The sequence below is a fragment of the Streptomyces sp. ICC1 genome (assembly GCF_003287935.1).
In the GTDB taxonomy this organism is placed as follows: domain Bacteria; phylum Actinomycetota; class Actinomycetes; order Streptomycetales; family Streptomycetaceae; genus Streptomyces; species Streptomyces tritrimontium.
In genome coordinates this window covers 91,201-112,529 of record NZ_CP030287.1, presented here as the reverse complement: position 1 = coordinate 112,529, position 21,329 = coordinate 91,201, and the positions used below count along the sequence as shown (strand labels likewise).

The 21,329-nt window shown below is 72.6% G+C and carries 19 protein-coding genes and 1 pseudogene; 4 read left to right on the top strand and 16 right to left on the bottom strand.

Features of this window, described 5'->3' with window-relative positions; translation table 11 throughout:
• The first annotated feature begins 120 nt into the window (after nt 1–120).
• Nucleotides 121–261 (top strand): hypothetical protein, encoded by a 141-nt coding sequence (locus DRB96_RS44115; protein ID WP_239516001.1) that lies wholly within the window; start codon nt 121–123, stop codon nt 259–261.
• Here DRB96_RS44115 and DRB96_RS00490 read toward each other — a convergent pair.
• Nucleotides 236–832 (bottom strand): hypothetical protein, encoded by a 597-nt coding sequence (locus DRB96_RS00490; protein ID WP_112446248.1) that lies wholly within the window; start codon nt 830–832, stop codon nt 236–238. The genes DRB96_RS44115 and DRB96_RS00490 overlap by 26 nt on opposite strands.
• A 40-nt stretch (nt 833–872) precedes the next feature.
• Nucleotides 873–1,715, bottom strand: a complete 843-nt coding sequence (locus DRB96_RS00485) for a diacylglycerol kinase (RefSeq protein ID WP_112446247.1) — start codon at nt 1,713–1,715, stop codon at nt 873–875.
• A gap of 184 nt (nt 1,716–1,899) precedes the next feature.
• Here DRB96_RS00485 and DRB96_RS00480 point away from each other — a divergent pair, with 184 nt between their 5' ends.
• On the top strand, nt 1,900–3,183 hold the full coding sequence (locus tag DRB96_RS00480; RefSeq protein WP_112446246.1) for an adenylosuccinate synthase: 1,284 nt from the start codon (nt 1,900–1,902) through the stop codon (nt 3,181–3,183).
• Between the two features lie 84 nt (nt 3,184–3,267).
• Here DRB96_RS00480 and DRB96_RS00475 read toward each other — a convergent pair whose 3' ends face one another.
• The 13 genes and pseudogenes from DRB96_RS00475 to DRB96_RS00415 form a co-directional block, all read right to left on the bottom strand.
• Entirely contained in the window at nt 3,268–4,950 is a 1,683-nt protein-coding gene (locus DRB96_RS00475; protein WP_162688458.1) for a PKD domain-containing protein, read from the bottom strand.
• A gap of 172 nt (nt 4,951–5,122) precedes the next feature.
• A complete protein-coding gene (locus DRB96_RS00470; protein WP_112446244.1) occupies nt 5,123–6,775 on the bottom strand; it encodes a hypothetical protein in 1,653 nt (550 codons plus the stop codon).
• A gap of 150 nt (nt 6,776–6,925) precedes the next feature.
• Entirely contained in the window at nt 6,926–8,557 is a 1,632-nt protein-coding gene (locus DRB96_RS00465; RefSeq protein ID WP_112446243.1) for a hypothetical protein, read from the bottom strand.
• Between the two features lie 168 nt (nt 8,558–8,725).
• Nucleotides 8,726–9,619: an alpha/beta hydrolase gene (locus DRB96_RS00460; protein ID WP_112446242.1), complete on the bottom strand. Its 894-nt coding sequence runs from the start codon at nt 9,617–9,619 to the stop codon at nt 8,726–8,728.
• Nucleotides 9,620–9,800: 181 nt separating this feature from the next.
• Nucleotides 9,801–11,000, bottom strand: coding sequence for a kynureninase (gene kynU, locus DRB96_RS00455; protein WP_112446241.1), 1,200 nt, complete (start codon nt 10,998–11,000; stop codon nt 9,801–9,803).
• Nucleotides 10,993–11,841, bottom strand: a complete 849-nt coding sequence (locus tag DRB96_RS00450) for a tryptophan 2,3-dioxygenase family protein (RefSeq protein WP_112446240.1) — start codon at nt 11,839–11,841, stop codon at nt 10,993–10,995. Before DRB96_RS00450 ends, kynU begins: the two co-directional genes overlap by 8 nt.
• Before the next feature lie 206 nt (nt 11,842–12,047).
• Nucleotides 12,048–12,461 (bottom strand): DUF3151 domain-containing protein, encoded by a 414-nt coding sequence (locus tag DRB96_RS00445; protein ID WP_112446239.1) that lies wholly within the window; start codon nt 12,459–12,461, stop codon nt 12,048–12,050.
• A 135-nt stretch (nt 12,462–12,596) separates the two neighbouring features.
• Entirely contained in the window at nt 12,597–13,619 is a 1,023-nt protein-coding gene (gene fbaA / locus DRB96_RS00440) for a class II fructose-bisphosphate aldolase (protein WP_112446238.1), read from the bottom strand.
• 259 nt (nt 13,620–13,878) lie between these two features.
• Nucleotides 13,879–14,415, bottom strand: coding sequence for an orotate phosphoribosyltransferase (pyrE, locus tag DRB96_RS00435; RefSeq protein WP_112446237.1), 537 nt, complete (start codon nt 14,413–14,415; stop codon nt 13,879–13,881).
• A 32-nt stretch (nt 14,416–14,447) separates the two neighbouring features.
• Nucleotides 14,448–15,236 carry an aldose 1-epimerase gene (locus DRB96_RS00430; RefSeq protein ID WP_112446236.1) on the bottom strand — a complete coding sequence of 263 codons (789 nt, stop codon included), beginning with the start codon at nt 15,234–15,236 and terminating at the stop codon, nt 14,448–14,450.
• Between the two features lie 56 nt (nt 15,237–15,292).
• Nucleotides 15,293–16,258 (bottom strand): SRPBCC family protein, encoded by a 966-nt coding sequence (locus DRB96_RS00425; protein WP_112446235.1) that lies wholly within the window; start codon nt 16,256–16,258, stop codon nt 15,293–15,295.
• Nucleotides 16,259–16,371: 113 nt separating this feature from the next.
• Nucleotides 16,372–18,036: a polyamine aminopropyltransferase gene (locus DRB96_RS00420; protein ID WP_112446234.1), complete on the bottom strand. Its 1,665-nt coding sequence runs from the start codon at nt 18,034–18,036 to the stop codon at nt 16,372–16,374.
• Between the two features lie 348 nt (nt 18,037–18,384).
• Nucleotides 18,385–18,888 (bottom strand): annotated as a pseudogene (locus DRB96_RS00415) (DUF2617 family protein); the annotation flags it as partial.
• Between the two features lie 240 nt (nt 18,889–19,128).
• Here DRB96_RS00415 and DRB96_RS42580 point away from each other — a divergent pair.
• Both DRB96_RS42580 and DRB96_RS00405 read left to right on the top strand, forming a co-directional pair.
• Nucleotides 19,129–19,530: a hypothetical protein gene (locus tag DRB96_RS42580; protein ID WP_162688457.1), complete on the top strand. Its 402-nt coding sequence runs from the start codon at nt 19,129–19,131 to the stop codon at nt 19,528–19,530.
• Between the two features lie 109 nt (nt 19,531–19,639).
• Nucleotides 19,640–20,824 carry a pyridoxal phosphate-dependent aminotransferase gene (locus DRB96_RS00405; protein WP_112446232.1) on the top strand — a complete coding sequence of 395 codons (1,185 nt, stop codon included), beginning with the start codon at nt 19,640–19,642 and terminating at the stop codon, nt 20,822–20,824.
• A gap of 62 nt (nt 20,825–20,886) precedes the next feature.
• Here the strand turns inward: DRB96_RS00405 and DRB96_RS00400 are convergent, their stop codons facing one another.
• Nucleotides 20,887–21,303, bottom strand: coding sequence for a DUF3224 domain-containing protein (locus tag DRB96_RS00400; RefSeq protein ID WP_112453110.1), 417 nt, complete (start codon nt 21,301–21,303; stop codon nt 20,887–20,889).
• Nucleotides 21,304–21,329: the final 26 nt, after the last annotated feature.

Genomic DNA, 21,329 nt, shown 5'->3' with positions numbered 1-21,329 from the left:
TGGCGTGGCGGCCAGTGGATCAAGCTTCGCGCAGGACCTGACCCCGGAAGAGGCCCTGGTCATGGCCGTGACCCCTGGCGGGCGAAGCCGTCCTGGTACCAGGTCTCCACCGCCGACCGCATGATCCACCCCGACAACGAGCGCCGCATGGCCGCCCGCATGGATCCCCGCAGGACCGTCGAGCTCGACGCGAGCCACGCCTCCCTGGCGTCCCTCCCGGGCCCGGTCTGCGACCTCATCGAGTCGGCCGCCCGAGGCTGACGGCCGCGCCCCGCCGCCAAAGCGCGCGCGCCAGGCCCAGCTCGCGGGCGAGCGGGGCCCAGACGACGGCCCCCGGGCCCGGATCCCCGGCCAGCCACACCCAGCACTCCGCCGACGGGGGCGCGAGGGCCGACGGCGCCGGGGCCGGATCCGTGCGGGGCCGGGCCCGCGGCGACAGCACCCGCCGGCCGAGCGGCCCCAGGGTCAGCACGTGGCGGCCGCCGTCGAGGACGAGCAGCGGCGCCGGCCCGCTCCCCCGCAGCACCCGCGCCTCGTACGGGGTCCAGCGCAGCCCCTGGGTCCGCAGGATGCGGGACACGCGCCGGGCGGCGTACAGCTCCCGGAGCGCGAAGAGCACCGGGAGGCACAGCAGCCCCAGCAGTACCGCCTGAAGCGGCGCGGGGCGGGTCACCAGCGCCCCGATCAGCGCGGGCCAGCACAGCGCCGGCAGCACGCAGATCAGCGTGGCGTCCTGGCGCCAGTCGCCGAGCGCGTCGCGGACGGCCGCCTCGTCCGGGGGCCCGGGCCCGTCCACCTCGTGGAGCCGGCCCGGACCAGGCTGGTGCACCACCGCTTCCGCCTCCTCCGCCGCGCACCGGCCCCCGGGCCGCTCAGCGCTGCAACGGCAGTGTCAGGCCCCACGCCGCCGGGCACAAGGTCCACGTACGGCGCCGGACCGGACCGGTGACGGCCGCGTCGGCCCGGTAGCGGAAGTCCGCCCCGGACACGGTCACGGCGGCCGCCCGCGCGCGCACCACGGACCCCCCGTCCGGGCCCTCTCCCGCGCCCAGCCGCACCACGACGTCCGCCAGCCCGTCGCCCTCCCGCGCCGACACGCAGACGTCCTCCACCAGCCGGTCCACGTCCGCCAGGAGCACCCCGTCGGCCTCCACGCGCAGCCGGTGGCCGCCCGTAGCCGCGGACCCCGCCCCCGGCGGGCGCACCAGCGTGCGGACCAGCGAGCGGTACGCGCTCCACACCGACGGCCCGGACGGCCGCGGCACGGCCCGGACGGGCGGGATCGCGACCCCGCCCAGCACCACCCCGTCGCTGTCGTCGACGAGGAGGTCCCGCATGCCGACGGTCCCGTCCAGGACCGCGCGGGCGGCCGACACGGCCGAAAGCGGCACGCCGAGGCGCCTCGCCAGTCCGAGTGACCCCGCGGGCCCCACGGGAATCAGCGAAACGGCCCCCTCGGAGAGCGCCCGCTCCCGGTGCAGCAGACCGACGGCCCGCACGAGCGCCCGGTCGTCGCCCACGATCACCGGCCGGCGATGGCCCCGGCGGGCCAAGGCCCGCGCAAACTCCTCCTGCGAGTCCGGGAGGCAGATTTTCGCCGCGGCTCCGGCTGACAGGACATCTTTCGCGATTCGCACGGACTCGCCGTCAAGACGGCGGGCGACCGGGTCGACGAGCACGAGCAGGCCGCCTACCGGCGCGCCCGCATGGCTCATGGTGGGCTCTGGAGCCGACACCTCGGTCCTTCCTCGGGTAGCATCTTTGTGCAAGAGGCCCTTGCGCTATTGCGCCAGGGCCTTCGTCTATTCCGGGGTACCGGTCCGACGGCTCAGCCTGCGGTGTACATCGTCGTACGCCCCCTGACCTTGGACATGCCCCATCCGGAAGAGGTGTACGCCTGTGCCCGCTCTTGTGCTGCTCGGAGCTCAGTGGGGTGACGAGGGCAAGGGAAAGGCCACCGACCTGCTCGGTGGATCCGTTGACTATGTAGTGCGCTATCAGGGCGGCAACAACGCCGGCCACACGGTCGTCGTGGGCGACCAGAAGTACGCGCTGCACCTTCTCCCTTCCGGCATCCTCTCCCCCGGATGCACCCCGGTCATCGGCAACGGTGTCGTCATCGACCCGGCCGTCCTGCTCTCCGAGCTGCGCGGCCTGAACGAGCGCGGCATCGATACCTCCAAGCTGCTGGTCAGCGGCAACGCGCACGTGATCACGCCGTACAACGTCACCCTCGACAAGGTCGGCGAGCGCTTCCTCGGCAAGCGCAAGATCGGTACGACCGGCCGCGGCATCGGACCGACCTACGCGGACAAGATCAACCGCGTCGGCATCCGGATCCAGGACCTCTACGACGAGTCGATCCTCACCCAGAAGGTCGAAGCGGCGCTCGAGGGCAAGAACCAGCTCCTCACGAAGCTGTACAACCGCCGTGCGATCGAGTCGGCGCAGATCGTCGAAGAGCTCCTCGGGTACGCGGAGCAGATCAAGCAGTACGTCGCCGACACCACCCTGATCATCAACAACGCGCTCGACGAGGACAAGGTCGTGCTCTTCGAGGGCGGCCAGGGCACGCTGCTCGACGTCGACCACGGCACGTACCCCTTCGTCACCTCGTCCAACCCGACCGCCGGTGGCGCCTGCACCGGCGCCGGCGTCGGCCCGACGAAGATCAGCCGCGTCATCGGCATCCTGAAGGCGTACACGACCCGCGTCGGCGCCGGCCCGTTCCCGACCGAGCTGTTCGACGCGGACGGCGAGGCCCTGCGCCGCATCGGCGGCGAGCGCGGTGTGACCACCGGCCGCGACCGCCGCTGCGGCTGGTTCGACGCCCCGATCGCCCGCTACGCGACCCGCGTCAACGGCCTGACGGACTTCTTCCTCACCAAGCTGGACGTGCTGACCGGCTGGGAGGAGATCCCGGTCTGCGTCGCGTACGAGATCGACGGCAAGCGCGTCGAGGAGCTCCCGTACTCGCAGACGGACTTCCACCACGCGAAGCCGATCTACGAGAACTTCCCCGGCTGGTCCGAGGACATCACCAAGGCCAAGACCTTCGCGGACCTCCCGAAGAACGCCCAGGCGTACGTCAAGGCCCTCGAGGAGATGTCGGGCGCCCCGATCTCCGCGATCGGCGTCGGCCCCGGCCGCACCGAGACGATCGAGATCAACTCGTTCCTCTAGGCACGAGGCAATCGGGAGGGGCGGTGCGCACCGTACGGTGCGCACCGCCCCTTCCGTGTGTCCGGTGCTCACCGGCCGGGCGGATCAGTCCTTCTGGTAGATCCCGAGGCTGTCGACGACCACGTCGACGGACTGCCAGCCCTGGTTCCAGAAGTCGATGACGTCACCCTTGCCACCGGACGTCTGGACCAGGTTCGGGACGGTCTGGCCGGCCGTCCAGTTCAGGGACGAGGAGACGGGCCGGGCCGGTGTGACCTGCGTGCCCTTCTGGTAGTCGGGCCAGGTGTTCGGGTCCGGGGACACCGACAGGAAGCCCACGTCGCGCGTGTTGGTGACCGTGACGTTCAGTGCCCAGCCGTCGACGGGCGAGGCCGAGTCGCCCATGAGCGGCAGCGGGAGGTACTCGCGGGCCGCCACCGGCCCGGCCTTGCGGTACCAGGTGTCCTCGCGGGTGTCGATCAGCCGGTACGGCCCGATCGGCCACAACGCCGCCTGGCTGTCGGGGCTGTAGTAGCCGACGACGTCGATCACCACGTCCGCGGGCTGCCAGCTGCCGTTGCGGACGACGATCTTCCCGTCGGGGCCGACCGGCACGATCACCGAGTTGGCGACGGTCTGGCCGGCGGCGAAGTTCACGCTGGACGTGGACGGCGCCTGCTGCCCGCCGGGGTAGACGGTCAGGTGACCGGCTTCCTTCGGGTTCGTGACGGTCAGGTTGAGCGCCACGGCGGTGGCGCCCTTCGGGACACCGTTGCGGTCGGCGACCGTGACGCCGAGGTTCGCCTGCCCGGCGACCTGGCCCTTCGGCGCGCCCAGGCCCGAGCGGGTGTCGACGGCACGGACCGGGGACAGCGTGGTGTAGCCGCTGGCCGAGGACGCGGTGAAGTAGCCGGTGACGTCCGCGATCAGGTCGACCGGGGCCCAGCCCCCGTTGACCAGGTGCACCCAGCCGTCCTTGACCTGCACGATGACCAGGTTCGGGACGCTCTGGCCCGCGGTGTAGTTGAGGTTCGACGTCTCGGGATCGACGTAGTCCCGGCCGGGCTGGACCGCGATGTGGCCCGCCTCGGTGGTGTTGGTGACCGTGACGTTGAGGACCACGGCGGTGACCCCCGCGGGAATCGCGCCGGTGCCGCCGATCTTCAGGGACACGCTGCCCCGACCGCCGACCTTGGCCTTCGCCCCGCCGATGCCCGCGCGGGTGTCCAGCAGCCGGGCGGGTGCGACCGGGGTGAACTCGCCACCCGCCGTCACGACCTCGATCTGGTTCACGGCCTGGACGTTGTTCTTGGTGTCCTTCACCGTGACCGTGACGGTGTACGCGCCGACCTCGGCGTACGTGTGGACGAGGTTGCGGTGGTCCCCGCCGGAGGCGGTGGGGTTCTCCGTGACGCCGTCACCCCAGGAGACGGTGACATCGAGATCGGCGCCCGCACCCGTGACGGCGGTCACCAAGTCGATCTTGTGCGCGCTGACGGCGTAGGCGTCCAGCTCGATCACGGGGGCGGCCTGGCCGGCCGCGCCCTGCGCCCGCGCGCTCGCGCCCTTCCCGGTCTCGGCGCCGGCCGACGGCGTGACGACCGTACGGTCGCCGGCGCTGTGGAAGGTCTCGGACGTGGGCCCCCCGGCCCGGTCCGCGGTCGTTCCGGGTGCGGCCACCCCGTGGGCGGCGGGAGCGGCGGGACCCGCCGCCTGAGCCGTCCCGGGTACGAGCCCCACACCCGCCGCCACCAGGGCAGCGGAAACTACGAGTCGGCGATTGCGCACCGGCCCCCTATTTTCGTTCGGCAGTCGATCAAGTTCGAAAGCCAGGTCAGCGTACATAACCCCTTTCCGGCCAGATCCGGCGGCCGGAAAGGCTCGGAAGCGAACACGATGAAGGTCCCGGCCGATCGTGGGATCGGGCGGGACCTTCCGGCGTTTCAGGCGGGGATGCCCGTCAGTTGGAGCCGTAGTAGCCGAACATGTCGACGATCAGGTCCGCGGTGCCGAAGCTCTGGTTCCAGAAGTCCACGACCCCGTGCTCGCCGGCGCTCGCCTGCACCAGGTTCGGGACCGTCTGGCCCGGGGTCCAGTTCAGCGTGGAGGAGACGGGGCGCTGGGGCTCCTCCGCGGTGCCGTTCTCGTAGTCCTCCCACGCGTTCGGGTCCGGGGAGACCGAGAGGAAGCCGGTGTCGGTCGGGTTGGTGACCGTCGTGTTCAGGACGTAGCCCTCCACGCCCTCCCCGTCCGAGATCTGCATGCGCAGGTAGGCGCGGGCCGGCGCCGGGCCCACGGGGCCGTACTCCGGGTCCCGGCTGTCGAAGATGCGGCCCGGCTCGAAGGGGACGAACGCGGCCTTGCTCTCCGGGCTGTAGTAGCCGACGACGTCGACGATGACGTCGGCGCCCAGCCAGCTGCCGTTGCGGACGCTGATCTTCCCGTCGGGGCCGACCGGCACGATCACCGAGTTGGCGACGGTCTGGCCGGCGGTGAAGTTCAGGTTGGACGTGCTGGGCACCGCGCCGCCGCTCGGGAAGGCCGTCAGGTGGCCGGCCTCGCGCGGGTTGGTGACGGTCACGTTGAGGGCGACGGCGGTGGCGGTCTGCGGGACCCCGCCCAGGCCGTTGATCTGGGTGGAGAAGGTCCCGTAGCCGGGGACCTGGCCCTTGGCGGTGCCCAGGCCGCTGCGGCTGTCGACGAAGCGGGTCGGGGCCAGCGAGGTGTAGCCGCTCGCGGCGCTCTGGGTGAAGTACCCGGTCACGTCCGCGATCAGGTCGATCGGCTGCCAGCCGCCGTTGAACAGCTCCACGTAGCCGTCCTCGCCGACCGGCACGATCACCAGGTTCGGGACGGACTGGCCGGCGGTGTAGTTGACGTTCGACGTGTCCGGACGCTCGGAGCCCTTGCCGGGGAAGACGGTGACGTGCCCGGCCTCGGTCGTGTTGGTGACCGTGACGTTGAGGGCGACCGCGGTGGCGCCCTGCGGGATCTGCGCGTTCTGGGCGATCTTCACGCGTACGCTGCTGCGCGCGCCGACCTTGGTCTTCGCCGCGCCCGTCCCGGAGCGGGTGTCCAGCAGGCGGGTGGGGGCGTGCGGGGTGAAGTCCGAGCCCATCAGCGTGACGGCGAGCTGGTTGAACGCCTCCACCTTGTTGGCGGCGTCCTTCACGGTGACCTTGGCGGTGTACGCGCCGCTCTTCTTGTAGACGTGGTGGTAGTTCTCCGCCAGGCTGCCCGTCGTCTGGACCACGTCCTCGGTCCCGTCGCCCCAGGCGATGGTGACCGTGAGCGGCACGTCGGCGCTCTGCACGGCGACCGACAGCCAGGCGCCGAGCGCGGAGTTGCTGAAGCCGTCGAGCTCGACCTTCAGGTCCGGGTTGCCCGCGTCCGCCGACTGCGCGGCCGCCATCCCCTTGGCGGCGGGCAGCGTCGTGCGGACCGTGCGGTCCGCCGGGCTGGAGAAGGTCTTCTTGGCGCCTTCCAGGGCCTTGTCGAAGTCCGCGTCCACATCGGGAACGGCGACCGAGCGGCCGTCGGACGTGACCGGATCGGCCTGGGCCGCGCTCGGTACGAGGCCTACGCCCGCCGCGATGAGAGCGGCGGAAAACATGAGTCGGTGATTGCGCACCGGCCCCCCCTTTTTCTGCTGAACACCTGAACCGGTTCGAAAGTGTGCTCAGCGTACAGAGGGACATACCGCTCCCCTCCCGCACCCCGTGACCAGGCCTTACGGCCGGTCCCGGGGCGCGGACGGGATCGGCTACTTGGTCTCGTAATAGCCGAAGATGTCGACGATCAGGTCGGCGTCCTCCCAGCCCTGGTTCCAGAAGTCGACGATTCCGGTGTTCCCGGAGCTCGCCTGGACCAGGTTCGGGACGGTCTTGCCCGCCGTCCAGTTCAGCGTGGAGGCGACCGGCCGGTCGGGCCAGCGGTTCGTCCCGTTCGCGTAGTCCTCCGCGGTGTTCGGGTCCGGCGCGACCGACAGGAAGCCGTCGCCGACGGTGTTGGTGACCGTGGTGTTCAGCACGTAGCCCGCGATGCCCTCCTCCCCCGGGGAGAAGTGGCTGGAGACGTAGCCGCGCGCGGGCGCCTGGCCCTTGCCCCAGGCGCGGGTGTCGAGCCACCGCGCCGGCTTCTTGAGCGGCACGAAGGAGCCGGAGCTGTCCTTGCCGTAGGTGCCGACGAGGTCGACGACCACGTCGGTCGGCTGCCAGGCGCCGTTGCGGATGGTGACCGAGCCGTCGGCCGCGACCGGCACGATCACCGAGTTGGCGACGGTCTGCCCGGTCTTGAAGTTCACGTTCGAGGTGGTGGGCGCCGACTGGTCGCTCGGGTAGGCGGTCAGGTGGCCGTCCTCGCGCGGATTGGTGACCGTCACGTTGAGCGCGATGGCCGTGTGGAGCCCGGCAGGCATCTGGATCTTGAAGGAGCCCTGTCCGGCCAGCTGGCCGCGCTGGGTGCCGATGCCCGAGCGGGTGTCGACGATGCGGGCGGGGTCCCTCGGCGTGTAGCCGCTCGCGGCCTTGCGGCCGAAGTAGCCGGTGACGTCCGCGAGCAGGTCGACCGGCTCCCAGCCGCCGTTGTACAGCTCGACGTAGCCGTCCTTGCCGACCGGCACGATCACCAGGTTCGGCACGGTCTGACCGGCCTCGAAGTTGACGTTCGAGGTGGTCGGGCGCTCGCCGCCCGAGGGGAAGGCCGTCACGTGGCCCGCACTGGTGGCGTTGGTGACGGTGAGGTTGAGGGCCACCGCGGTGACGCCCTCGGGGATCTTGCCGTTGCCGGCGATCTTCACGCGGGACGTGGCGTACGGGGCCACCTTGGCCTTCGCGGCGCCCGTGCCGTTACGGGTGTCCAGCAGGCGGGTCGGCCCGTACGGGGTGAAGTCCGAGCCCGCGGTCTGCACCTCGAGCACGTTGGAGACCTCGGCGTTGTTCACCGGGTCCTTCACCGTGATCTTGACGTTGTACTCGCCGAGCTTCGCGTACGCGTGCGTGTGCTGGAGCACCGCCGAGCCGTACGGGTCGGCCTGGTCGCTCTGCCCGTCGCCCCAGTCGATGACGACGTTGAGCGAGGCGTTCGCGCTGTTGACCGTGGTCGTCAGCGCGAAACCGTGCGCGGAGACGGCCTTGGCCTCCAGCACGATGCCGAGGTCGGGGTTGCCCTCCGCGGCCTGCGCGGCCACGGCGGCGCCCTTGGCGGCGTTCAGGGGCTTGCGGACCGTGCGGTCCTTGGGGCTGGTGAAGGTCTGGAACCCGGCCGAGGCCTTGTCCAGGTCGCTGATGGCGGGCGAGGCCACCTTGTGGACGCCCGGCTTGACCGGATCGGCCGCGTGGGCCGTGACCGGTATGAGTCCTGCTCCGGCCGCCGTGACGATGGCGGCAGCGGACATTACGAGACGGCGATTGCGCACCGGCCCCCCATTTTTTGAACACGCTCAGGATGAAATCCCGCTCAGCGTACAGACCCGGCCGGGCATGATCACCCGGGTATCCACGAGGCGGGGGGAGTTGGCCCGGATACGTCCCCGACTGGCCGGTTCGCCAGGCGTCCGCCGGCCCTACCAGGCCAGCTGCGAGAGCTCCTCCGCGACCACCGCGCACGCGTCCGCCGCCGGGTCGATGAGCGGGAAGTGGCCGACACCGTCCAGCAGGGTCAGGCCCACCGTCTCCCCCGCCCGCGCGGCCGCCGCCACGTACGCCTCGGACACCGCCTCCGGGACCACGATGTCGCCACGGCCCTGGACCACCGCCGTCGCGATGCCCGTCGGGAGCAGCGCCGCCGGGTCGGCGTATGGGCGGCGCTCGGCGAAGACGGCCTCGCCGCCGAGCAGTTGCGCCGAAGCTCCGCCGCACACCCCGAGCTCCTGCGCCACCGCGAAGTCCGCGATGGGGGCCAGCGCCACCACCCCGCGCAGCAGCGGCGGGGACGGCAGCCGCCAGCCGGCCGGGGCGTCCGGCGGGAGCACGTGCCGGGCCGCGGCCCACAGGGCGAGGTGGCCGCCCGCCGAGTGGCCGGTCAGCACCGTGCGCCGGGGGTCGGCCTGCGGCAGGGCGGCGGCGGCCAGGTCCGGCAGGGCGTCCATCGCGGCGGCCACGTCGTCGAAGGTCTCCGGCCAGCGGCCCGCGACGGGGCCGGCCGCGTCCTGGTGGGGCAGGGAACTGCCGCGCCGGTACTCGACGTTGGCGACGGCGAAACCCCGGCGGGCCAGGAAGTCAGCGAAGGGGGTGATGTGGTGGCGGTCGTACGGGGCGCGCCAGGCGCCGCCGTGCAGGACGACCACCAGCGGGGCGGACCGGGCGGAGCCGTCGGCCCTTTCGCCGCGCGGGGCGTAGAAGTCGACGATCTGGTCGGGGTGTTCCCCGTAGGCCGCCGTGGCGTCGGGGGCGACCGGCGGATGAGAGAAGGCCGAGGCGGCCTCGGCGGCGTCCCGTTCGACTGCGGGGTCCGTCATCGGCTCAACCTCCGGTAACGCATGGGACAGGGGGGACAGATGTTCCGGTGTACCCGGCAGAGCGGGACCGTATCAGGCTGGAACGGGCCCATCCGTGGCGGGCCGGGCGGATATGGGCGCGGGCGGGGCCGAAGCCCCGCCCGCGCGCTGATGTGACGTTTCGCTACCTGGTGCTACCAGGTCACCCGAAAATGTGACCCAACGTGCGGGCCGCGCGCTCCGCGTCGGCGAAACCGACGTACAGCGGGGTGAAGCCGAAGCGCAGGATGTCGGGGGCCCGGAAGTCCCCGATCACGCCCCGGGATATGAGCTCGCGCATGACCTCGGCCGCGTTCTCCGTCCGCAGGGAGACCTGGCTGGCCCGCTGCCCGTGCCCGGTGGGGGTGACGAGTTCGACCCTGCCGTCGGGGACGTACGCCGCCACGCACTCGAGGAAGAAGTCGGTCAGCGCGAGCGACTTCGCCCGGACGTCCTCGACCGCGACCCCGTCCCAGGCGTCGAGGGCGGCCTCCAGGGCGAGCAGGGAGAGGATGTCGGGCGTCCCGACCCGGCCCCGGACCACGCCGGGCGCCGCCTCGTAGGACGGGGTCATCGCGAACGGCTCCGCGTGGCCGTTCCAGCCGGGCAGCGGGGAGTCGAAGGCGGCCTGGTGGCGGGCGGCGATGTACAGGTACGCGGGGGCGCCGGGGCCGCCGTTGAGGTACTTGTACGAGCATCCGACCGCGAGGTCCACCCCGTGCGCGTCGAGGTCGACGGGCAGGGCGCCGGCCGTGTGGCACAGGTCCCAGACGATGACCGCGCCCGCCGCGTGGGCGGCGGCGGTCAGGGCCGGGAGGTCGTGCAGGCGCCCGGTGCGGTAGTCGGCGTGGTTGAGGAGGACGACGGCGGTGTCGGCCGTCATCGCCTCCGCCGCCCGGGCCGGGTCCACCGGGACGACCCGCAGGCCCGTCATCCGGGCCGCCGATTCGGCGATGTAGCCGTCGGTGGGGAAGGTGGCGGCGTCCACGAGCATCTCGACGCGGCCGGGCGCGGCGAGGCGGGCCGCGCCGACCAGGGCCTTGAACAGGTTGACGCTGGTGGAGTCGCCGACGACCACCTGGCCGGGGGCCGCGCCGAGCAGCGGGGCCACCCGGTCGCCGACCCGCTCGGGGGCGTTCCACCAGTTGGCTTCGCCCTCGGTCCAGGAGCGGATGAGGCGGGCGCCCCACTGCTCCGTGACGACCTCCGCGAGGCGGGCCGCGACGCCCGCCGGGAGGGCGCCGAGGCTGTTGCCGTCGAGGTAGACGACGCCGTCGGGGAGGGTGAAGCGGTCGCGGAGCTTGGCGAGGGGGTCCGCCGCGTCCAGGGCTTCGGCGCGGGCGGACAGGGTCGGCTCAGACATGGCTGCGCGCCGTCCAGAGCTCCGGGAAGACGTTCTTCGTGGCCCGCTTCTCCAGCCAGGTCACGCCGGCCGAGCCGCCCGTGCCCGTCTTGGCGCCCATCGCGCGGCGGGTGGCGACCAGGTGGTCGTTGCGCCAGCGCCAGACCAGCTCCGCGACGTCCGTCAGGACCTCGCCGAGCCGGTGCAGGTCCGGGTGGGCGTCCGGGGTCGCGTACAGGGAGGTCCAGGCGGCCTCCACCTCGGGCGAGGGCTCGTGGCGCCGGGCCGGGTCGCGGTCGAGGACGTCGGCCGGGACCGCCAGACCGCGGCGGGCGAGCAGGCGCAGCACCTCGTCGTAGAGGCTGGGCTCGTGGAGGGCCTTCTCCAGCTCCGCGTGGACGCGCGGCGCGCCGCGGTGCGGGACCAGCATGGAGGCGGACTTCTCGCCGAGCAGGAACTCCATCCGGCGGTACATCGCCGACTGGAAGCCGGAACCCTCGCCGAGGGCGGCGCGGTACGAGTTGAACTGGCCCGGGGTCAGCTGGGCGAGGGGGCGCCAGGAGGCGTTCAGGGCCTCCAGCTCGCGGAGGGATCGTTTCAGCGCGTCCATCGCGACGGGGAGGTCGTCCTCGCGGAGCGCCTGCGCGGCGGTCTCCCACTCGTGGACGATGACCGTGAACCACAGCTCCATGACCTGGGTGGTGACCAGGAAGACCATCTCGCCCGGGTCGTCCGAGCGCAGGTGCTGGAGGTGGGTGAGGACGTCCGCCTGGACGTAGTCCTCGTAGGGGGTCGTGCCGGCGAAGTCGAGGTTCGGGGTGTCCGAACCGCCGTCTCCGGAGGCATCAAGGGCGTGCGACATCGCTGTCTCCTCGATACGTGCTTCCGGGTAGCGGTCCGCTCCTTCCGGTGAGGTGAGTGGAGCTCCGGTCCCCTGTCCGCATCATAAGACCGTCGTGCCGCAGGGCTTCAATAGTGAGTGGCGTACGTCACGTCCGGCGACCGGGGCCGGGCCGGACGGGTCCGAGGACCCCGCCCGGCGCCGGACCCGCCCGGCCGCGTGCGGCGTCAGGCGCCGAGGACGTCCGCGGCCGTCTCGGAGGAGTCGCGCAGGAAGGTCGAGCAGCGCTCGTACTCCTCCTTCTCCTCGATCGCGCCGGCCGCGCGGGCCAGGGCGTTCAGGGCGCGCAGGAAGCCGCGGTTCGGCTCGTGCTCCCACGGCACCGGGCCGTGGCCCTTCCAGCCCGCGCGGCGCAGCGCGTCGAGGCCGCGGTGGTAGCCCGTGCGGGCGTACGCGTACGACTCGACCGTGCGGCCGGCCTCGAAGGCCTCGTCGGCGAGGAGGGCCCAGGCCAGGGAGGAGGTCGGGTGCGCGGCGGCCACCTCGACGGCGGGCGTGCCGGCGGCGATGGCCGCGCGGCCCGGCTCGTCGGGGAGGTGGGTGGGGGCGGGGCCCCCGAGGAGGTTCTGGTGAATGGACATGCCCACAGTCTGGGGTATCGCGGCATGCGCGAAGGGCCCGGCCCCGCCGTCCGAAGACGGCGGGCCCGGGCCCTCGCGCACGGCTCGGCGCCCCGGGTTGCGAGCGCACGGCTCGAGACTCGGGACGCCGGGCGACTACTTGAGCTTGGTGCCCGTGGAACGCAGGTTCGCGCAGGCCTCGGTGACGCGCGCGGCCATGCCGGCCTCGGCGGCCTTGCCCCACGTGCGGGGGTCGTACTTCGACTTGGTGCCGACCTCGCCGTCGACCTTCAGGACCGCGTCGTAGTTGCGGAACATGTGGTCCACGACCGGGCGGGTGAACGCGTACTGGGTGTCGGTGTCGAGGTTCATCTTCACGACGCCGTTCTCCAGCGCGGTGGCGATCTCCTCGGCCGTGGAGCCCGAGCCGCCGTGGAAGACGAAGTCGAACGGCGAGGACTTGCCGTACTTCTCGCCGACGCCGGCCTGGAGGTCCTTGAGGAGCTCGGGGCGCAGGACCACGTTGCCCGGCTTGTAGACGCCGTGCACGTTGCCGAAGGAGGCGGCCAGCAGGTAGCGGCCCTTCTCGCCCAGGCCCAGGGCCTCGGCGGTGCGCAGCGCGTCGTCGACGGTGGTGTACAGCTCGTCGTTGATCTCGTGGCTGACGCCGTCCTCCTCGCCGCCGGTCGGGGTGATCTCGACCTCGAGGATGATCTTCGCGGCGGCGGCCTTGGCCAGCAGCTCCTGGCCGATGGCCAGGTTGTCGGCGAGGGTTTCGGCGGAGCCGTCCCACATGTGCGACTGGAAGAGCGGGTTCAGGCCGCGGGCCACGCGCTCGGCGGAGATCTCGATCAGCGGACGGACGTAGGTGTCCAGCTTGTCCTTGGGGCAGTGGTCCGTGTGCAGCGCGACGGTGATGTCGTACTTGGCGGCCACGATGTGCGCGAACTCGGCCAGGGCGGCGGCGCCGGTGACCATGTCCTTGTTGTACTGGCCACCCAGGAACTCCGCACCACCGGTGGAGATCTGGATGATGCCGTCGCTCTCGGCCTCCGCGAAGCCGCGCAGCGCAGCGTGCAGGGTCTGGGTCGAGGTCACGTTGATCGCCGGGTAGGCAAACTTGCCTGCCTTCGCCCGGTCGAGCATCTCGTTGTAGACCTCGGGGGTTGCGATGGGCATCTGTCCGCTCCTTGGATGTGCGGGGAGTGTGCTTATTGCGGGCCCTGACCTGGGGGCGACGTTGCCGTCGGGCCCATCTTTCCAGACTCGGCGGCACACTCCACCTCGGTGACGGCGCGACATGGATCCGGCCGGGTGGAGTGTTTCACGTGAAACACTCCACCCGGCCGGAAAAGCCCAGGTCAGCAGCGGTCGGTGCGCTGCGCCGCGGGGCTTGGGGACCTAAGTCACCAGTTGCGTGAAACGCCCCCTGCTCTTCTCAGAGGCCGAGATCGTCCAGCTGGTAGCCGGTGAGGTAGGGCAGGCCGGCCGCGGCGATGGCGTCGGCCGCACCCCGGTCGACGATCGTCGCGACGGCGACGACCTCGCCGCCGGCCTCGCGGACCGCCTCGACGGCGGTCAGCGGGGAACCGCCGGTGGTCGAGGTGTCCTCGACGACCAGGCAGCGCTTGCCCTTCACGTCGGTGCCCTCGATACGGCGCTGCATGCCGTGCGCCTTCTGCGCCTTGCGGACGACGAAGGCGTCCAGGGTCGCGCCGCGCGCGGCGGAGGCGTGCAGCATCGAGGTGGCGACCGGGTCGGCGCCCAGGGTCAGGCCGCCGACGCAGTCGAACTCCAGGTCGGCGGTGAGGTCGAGCATGACCTGCCCGACCATCGGGGCCGCCTTGCCGTCGAGGGTCACCCGGCGGAGGTCGATGTAGTAGTCGGCCTCGAGGCCGGAGGACAGGATCACCTTGCCGTGCACGACGGCCTTGTCCTTGATCTGCTGCAGAAGCTCATCGCGTACGTCACTCATGGGCACGAGCTTAGTGGGGCCGGGAAAGGCCCCTAAGCCAGGCGCCGCCAGCTCCAGGTCGTGGAGATCTCCAGCGGGTCCACCGGGGTGACCAGGTGCGGGAGGCTGTTCAGGCCGTTCGGCGGGCCGGACTGCGGCTCCACGCAGACGGCCTCGGGCTCCTCGTCGTAGACGACCACCCATTCGGAGCGGCTGGCGACCTTCAACTCCAGCGCGCCGGGCCACGTCAGGGTGACGTCCACGCCGTAGGGCATGCCGAAGCAGTCGTCCCACGGGCCGGTCTTCGGGTCGATCCGGTTGCCGGTGGGCAGGTGGTCGGCGCCGCGCTCCTCCTGCCAGGCGGCGTCGAAGGCGATGCGCACGTCCTCGCCGCCGTTGCCGAGGTTGCGGTGGAACCAGGGGTGCCAGCCGGCCTGCGCCGGGAAGGAGTCCTCGTACGTCTCGATGCCCATGGTCAGGGTCAGCGCGTCCTCGCCGAGCTCGAAGATCTGCGTGACGAGCCCGTCGTACGGCCAGGGGTCGGCGAGCGGGTACGTGAACGCGGCCTCGGTGGCGGTCGCGCGGGCGGGGCGCCAGGCGGCGTCGCGGCCGAAGCCGTGGATGGCGTGCGGCGGGTGGTTGAGCGGCAGCTGGTGCAGGGTCGCGCCGTCCTGGAACTGCCCGTTCCTGGTGCGGCCGCACCAGGGGACCATCGGGAAGGAGCCGTAGTGGTCCCCTTGCCTCAGCAGCTCCGTCCCGTCGACGCGCAGACTGCTGATCCGGCAGCCGTTCTCCTGGTCGATGGTCACCTCGGCGCCGCCGGCGCGCAGTTGCGTACTCATGCCATGACCTTAGCCAGGTCGGCGGGGTGTTCAGGGCCGCACGGTGCGGCGCGTGGTCAGCGGCGGCGGCGCAGGGCCCGGCCCAGGAGGACGGCCGATGCGACGGCGACGGCGGCTGCCGGGGCGATCCAGCGCAGGTTCGCGCCCGCCGCGGCGGAGGTGGGGGCGGGGACCGGGGCGTAGCGGCCGCGCGGCGGGGCGTGGTCGACCTCCTCCGCGCTGCGGCCGATCATCGTGCGGCGGGCGTGGGCGGCCTCCGCGGGCGGGCGCGGGGGGCCGCCGAGGTCCCCGAGGGCGGCGCCTTCGAAGGTGCCGTCGAGGAACGGGTCGAGCGAGGGGGGCGGGACCTCGGTGTCGAAAACGGAGGCGGTGACCTCGGTGATGTCGAGGTCGGCGTCCGCGTCCGGACCGGGGTCCAGATCGGAGTCCAGGCCCGGGTCCACGTCGAGGTCGGCGTCGAGGTCGGCGTCGAGGTCGGCGTCGAGGTCGGCCGCACGGTCGGCCGCACGGTCGGCGCCGAGGTCCGCGGCCGGGGCCGCGGCCCCGGAATCCTGGCGCGCTTCGGGCGCTTCGCGCTCCTCGGGCGCGTCGGTGACCGCGAGCGCCGCCAGGTGTCCGGCGGCCCGGTCGAGGAGGCGGTGCGCGGCCGTGGCGGCCGCTTCCGGGGCGAAGGCGGCGGCCCGGCCGTCGGCGGCGCCCTCGGCGGTGAACTCCAGCCGGGTGCCGCCGTCCGCCTCGGTCAGGCGCAGCTCGAGGGAGAGCTTCACGCTGCCGCTGCCCCGCACCTCCGTGCCCTCGCCGGAGAGGGTGAAGCGGTCGGGGTCCCGCTCGGTGACGGTCAGGGCGCCCCGGTAGGTCACGGTGTGCCCGCCGACCCGCACCTTAAGCCGGCCGGACAGCGGCCCGGCCCCGGTGTCGGCGTCCTGCTGGAGTCCCGGTACGCAGCGCGCCACCCGGGCGGGATCGCGCAGCACGGCGCGGACGTCGGCGGCGGGGACCGGAACGAACACCTGATGCTCCATGCGCTCGAGCCTACCGACGCGGCCGCTTCCCGTCAGTGAGGCGGCGAAGTCAATGACCCCGGGCCCCGGGCGGCACCCGTCACCCGTCACCCGTCCTCCGGCATCGGGGCGGGTTACGAGTACCTCGGGTGCGGGAGCGTCGACGGCGGCAGGCCCGGCATGCGGACCCGTTCCGCGTCGCGGGCGGCGTCGCCGAGGGACTGCGTGGACAGTGAGCGCAGCGCGGGCGTGTCCCGGTCCACGCGCAGTCGGGGGACTCCCTCGCGGGCGGCGAGGACGAAGCCCCAGTCCTGCGGCGGCGGCGCGGCGGCGGCGCCGAGCGCCCGGTCGGGCCCGGCGGCGAAGCCCGAGAGGCGGCCGCCCGCGCTGTAGGGGGCGGTGCTCAGGCCCGCGGCGCGCAGGGTGGCCTCGACGGTCCAGTAGCTGCGGGGCCTGGTGGCGAACGGTCCGGCGTGGACGGCGAGGCGCCCGCCGGGGCGCAGGGCCCGGGCGGCCAGCCCGTAGAACTCCTGCGAGTACAGCTTCGTGCTGGGGGTGATGCCGGGGTCGGGCAGGTCGGAGACGATGACGTCGAAGCGACCGTGTGCGGCGGGTCCGCGCAGCCAGCGGAAGGCGTCCTGGCTGACGACGCCGAGCCGCGGGTCCTCGTACGCCCGGCCGTTGAGCGCGGAGAGCATCGGGTCGGTGCGGGCGAGGTGTACGACGCCGGGGTCGAGCTCGACGACGGTGACGGAGGCGACGTCGCGGTAGCGCAGTACCTCGCGGGCGGCGAGGCCGTCTCCGCCGCCGAGGACCAGCACGCGGGTGTGCGAGCCGGTCATGGCGGGGTGGACGAGGGCCTCGTGGTAGCGGTACTCGTCGTAGCCGCTGACCCGCAGGCGGCCGTCGAGGAAGAGGTCGAGGGAGCGCGGCGAGCCGGTCGCGGGGCCGGTGAGGACGAGTTCCTGGACGCCGGTCTGCACGGCGACGCGGACCTCGCCGCCGTAGACGGCGCGGCGGGCCACGCGTTCGAAGTCGTCGGCGAAGACGGTGGCACAGCCCAGGACGGTGAGGACGGCGAGGTTGGCGGCGACGAGCAGCCAGCGGGCGCGGCGGCTCAGGTCCCGGCGGAAGAGCCACAAGACGAGGCCGCCGCCGACGAGGGCGTTGACGGTTCCGGTGAGCACGGCGCCGGAGAGCTGGCCGAGGACGGGCAGGAGCAGGAAGGGGAAGGCGAGGCCGCCGACGAGGGCGCCGACGTAGTCGGCGGCGAACAGGTCGGCGACGGCGCCGCCCGCGTCCTGTCTGCGGATCCGCTGGATGAGCACCATCAGGAGCGGGATCTCGGCGCCGATGAGGACGCCGATGGCGAAGGAGAAGGCGACGAGCGCGAGCCGGGACTCCCCCAGCCAGGCGAAGCTGGCGTAGAGGGCCATGGCGGAGAGGCCGCCCAGGAGGGCGAGGGCTGCCTCGATGGCGGCGAAGCCGAAGGCGGGGCGGTTGCGCAGCGCCTTGGCGAGCAGGGATCCGACGCCCATGGCGAAGACCATGACGGACAGCACGACCGACGCCTGGGTGACGGAGTCCCCGATGAGGTAGGAGCCGAGGGCGAGCAGCTCCAGTTCGTATACGAGCCCGCAGGCGGCGCAGACGAACACGGTGGCCAGGACGAGGAGTCGGCCGGTCCTCGGCCGTACGGGAAGGGCAGCCGGGACGCGGGCCGCTCCGCGCGGCTCCGGAGCCGGGAGGCGGCGCCACCGGGTGCGCAGCACCCCGCGCGGGGCGGAACGGTCGATCATGAAGCGAACCGTACGTCACCGCCTGCTCGCATCCGGTCACCCACATGGGTGTAAGTGGCGCACTGGTTGGGGCAGTTGGCGTAACCGCTCGGCAACCCCCGGCTCCCGTGCCCCCGCGGCGCCCCCGCCGGAGCCGGGGACGCGGAAGCCGGGGACGCGGGAGCCGGAGACGCCGGAGACGCCGGAGCCGGGCCTACCGGACCCGGGGACCTGGGAGCCCGGGGACTAGATCAGCGCCGGCGATTCGACGGAGGACGCGAAGGGAGCTCCCGCGGAGGCCCCGACGGGAGCTCCGAAGGTGCCGGCCGCCGCCGTGGCCGCGGCGGCGGCCGCCGCGCCCGCCGCCCCCATCCGTACGCCGACCCGGGTGCGGGTCGCCACCAGCTGTCCTTCCTGCGGGTACGCGTGCCAGGTCCGCCACCGGACCTGGCCCTCGTAGCGCTGCGCGAGCATGGCGGTGAAGGCGTGCGGGCTGCCGGGGAAGGTCCCGGCGAGCCCGTTCGGGTGATCGGCCACCAGAGCGAGCAGCTCCTGCGCCCGCCCGGCGAAGGAGCCGCGCGAGAGGGTCTCGACCCGGGCGGCGAACTCGTACTCCCATTCGCCGACCCGCTTGGCCACGCCGAGCGGGAGGGGGGTGCTGCTGCCGGGCATGCAGGCGACGGTCTCCGAACAGAACACGTCACCCTCCTCCAGAAGCACCTGGTGGGAGGCTCCGAGGAGGCGCAACTCCACTTTCGCGCCACCAAGTTCGAGGTTCAGTACGGCCAGGGCGGGCAGCCGGTCCCGACCCAGGGCCCAGGCGAGATCGGCTGCACGCGTGTCGGTATAGGTGGTCTGGAGGGTCGTGAGCATGAGTCGGCTCCGCAAACGCGCGAGGGAGATGGGCCGGGGCCCGCCAGCGGTAGTCAACGGGTGGGGGACACCGGCACGGGTCCACAGGAAGTCCAGGGAGGTCCGAGGACTGGTCTACTCAACCGAGGGAATCATGAAAGGCACGGCACTCACAGCGTTTTTACCCAACTTGACGGGGTTTACATCCCCTCGGGGGCTCCACAGTTCACGTGTTCAACAACATGCCGCCCGTACGCCGTAATGCGCGGCCCCGTCGCCCCGAACAAGAAGACGCCCGACGGAAGTTGTCCCCGGCGGGCGTCTCTTGTATTCCCGCGGCGGAGGCCACGGATCCATGCTGCCCCGTGTCAGCTGGAACCGCATCCTCCGCCGCCGCAGGACGAGGACGATCCACAGGAGGACGAGGAGCCGCAGGAGGACGAGGAGGACCCGCAGGAGGACGTCGAGGATCCGCCGCCACTGCTGCTGCCGCCCACCCACCAGCTGCTGGTGGCGGCGCTGTCGGACCCGCCCGAACCGCCCGACGTGTACCCGCTGCATGCCGCGCGGACCGCCGCCACCGCGATGAAGCCGATGCCGACAACCACGGCGACGCCGACCAAGACCAGGACGACCACCATGCTCGTCCCCCCTTCCGTCTGACCCCCGGTTTCCCGGGTGCGGAATCCCCTGTTGTCCCGCGTACCGGGGGGATGCCCTCGGGCAGCACGGCCCAAAGCACACTTGAGCAAGTCCAGAGGTTGCCCACAGGATGGCGCCCATGAGCGCTCCCGAACGCACCAACCGCCCCTTCCTCAACCGCAAGCTGGCGGCCTTCGGCACGACGATCTTCGCGGAGATGTCCGCGCTGGCCGCCTCCACCGGGGCGATCAACCTCGGCCAGGGGTTCCCCGACACCGACGGCCCGGTCGAGATCGCCGAAGCGGCGGCGCGCGCGGTCCTCGACGGCCGGGGCAACCAGTACCCGCCGGGTCCCGGCGTCCCGGAGCTGCGCGGCGCGATCGCCGCCCACCAGCAGCGCTTCTACGGCCTGGCCTACGACCCCGACACCGAGGTCCTGGTCACGGCGGGCGCCACGGAGGCCATCGCGGCCACCCTGCTGGCCCTCCTGGAGCCGGGCGACGAGGTCATCGCCCTGGAGCCCTTCTACGACTCGTACGCCGCCTGCATCGCGATGGCCGGCGCGGTCCGCGTCCCGCTGACCCTGCGCGCCCCCGATTTCCGCCTGGACGTCGACGCGCTGAAGGCGGCGGTCACCCCGCGCACCCGCCTCCTCCTCCTGAACACCCCGCACAACCCGACGGGCACGGTCCTCACCCCCGCCGAGCTGGCCGCGGTCGCGGAGCTGGCCGTCTCCCGCGACCTGCTGGTCATCACGGACGAGGTGTACGAGCACCTGGTCTTCGAGGGCGCCCACACCCCGCTGGCCGGCCTGCCGGGCATGCGCGAGCGCACGGTCACCATCTCCTCCGCCGGCAAGACCTTCTCCTTCACCGGCTGGAAGGTCGGCTGGGTGACCGGGACCCCGGAGCTGGTGACGGCGGTCCGCTCGGCGAAGCAGTTCCTCACCTACGTCTCCTCCGGCCCCTTCCAGTACGCGATCGCCGAGGCGCTGGCCCTGCCGGACTCGTACTTCACGTCCTTCCGCGCCGACCTGGCCGCGAAGCGCGACCTGCTGGCCGACGGCCTCGCGGCGGCCGGCTTCGAGGTCTACCGCCCGCAGGGCACGTACTTCATCACCACGGACATCACCCCGCTCGGCGAGAAGGACGGCCTGGCCTTCTGCCGGGCGCTGCCCGAACGCTGCGGGGTGGTCGCGATCCCGAACCAGGTCTTCTACGACGACAAGCAGGCGGGCGCCACCCAGGTCAGGTGGGCCTTCTGCAAGCAGACGTCCGTCCTGGAGGAAGCGGTGAACCGCCTGCGCCGCCTCTGAGCGGTGCGCGGCGGCGGAGGCCCGGGGCCGCCCCGGCGCGCTGCGGCGGGGCGGCTCCGGGGTCAGGCCGGGAGGGCGTAGTCGAACCAGATGTGGTGGACGCCGTTCTCGTCGACGCGCAGGCCGCCCGCGCCCGTGATGCCCTTCAGGGCGGCCGTGCCGCTGCCCGGGACGATCGCGAAGTGTTCGGCGCCGCGGGTGGGGCCGCCGTCCGTGGCGTCCGAGTGGACGAAGTTGAAGGCTCCCTCGCGGCCGGCGAGGGAGCCTTCGAAGGATTCCATCGCCACGTAGCTGCCGACGCCCGTCTCCTGGTCGAAGGCGGCCGTGAAGAGCGTGGCCGAGCGGCCCGTGAGGCTCTCGCCCTCGTAGTGTTTCTCCATCGTCGCGACTCCGACCGGGAGCCCGGTTTCCACGGCGGGCTCCGGGGCGAGCGGTGCCGGGGTGAAGCTGACGACCTCGAACGTGCCGGAAGCTCTCATCATCCGATGAGCGTACTCAGGCGAGA